At 67.5% G+C, this 541-nt stretch carries 1 protein-coding gene; it reads left to right on the top strand.

The genetic code is table 11. From position 1 onward, the window contains the following. Positions 1–392, top strand: a 392-nt coding sequence (locus tag ACFFNX_RS52250; protein ID WP_446678585.1) for an ABC transporter permease subunit, incomplete at its 5' end; no start/stop codon positions are given. Positions 393–541: the final 149 nt, after the last annotated feature.

Genomic DNA, 541 nt, shown 5'->3' with positions numbered 1-541 from the left:
TCAAGCTTTTGCTGTTCGTGGTCTCCGGTGTGGTCTCGGCTTTTGCCGGGGTGATCTACACGCTGCGGTATGGCAGTGCGCGGGCCGATAACGGCCTGGGTATGGAGTTGGCTGTTATCGCGGCGGTGTTGCTGGGCGGGGTGGATTTCGATGGTGGCAAGGGCACGCTCGGGGGCGTGGTCGCGGGTGTGCTGCTGATCGGTCTGCTCCGCAATCTGCTCATGCTCCGTGACGTCGCGACCGAGATCCAGTCGATCGTCACCGGGCTCCTCCTCATCGTCTCGGTGCTCACGCCGCGGATCGTGGCGTGCTCACGCCGCGGATCGTGGCGACGGTACGCGAGACGCGACGACATCCCCGCGGATCCCCGTCCGCCTCCTCCTGACCAGTGACCGAAGAAAAGGAACCCCCATGATCAAGCGTCCCCTGGCGGCCGTGGCTCTCACCGCCGCGCTCGCCGTCGGCGCCGCCGCGTGCGGCGGTACGACCAAGAACTCCTCCTCCGGCGACAACGGCGGCGCCGCCGCGACGAGCGGCAAGA

It is taken from the genome of Actinoallomurus acaciae (assembly GCF_042429965.1).
GTDB lineage: Bacteria > Actinomycetota > Actinomycetes > Streptosporangiales > Streptosporangiaceae > Actinoallomurus > Actinoallomurus acaciae.
The sequence above is the reverse complement of the archived record's forward strand: the minus strand, read 5'-3'. Positions and strand labels throughout refer to the sequence as shown.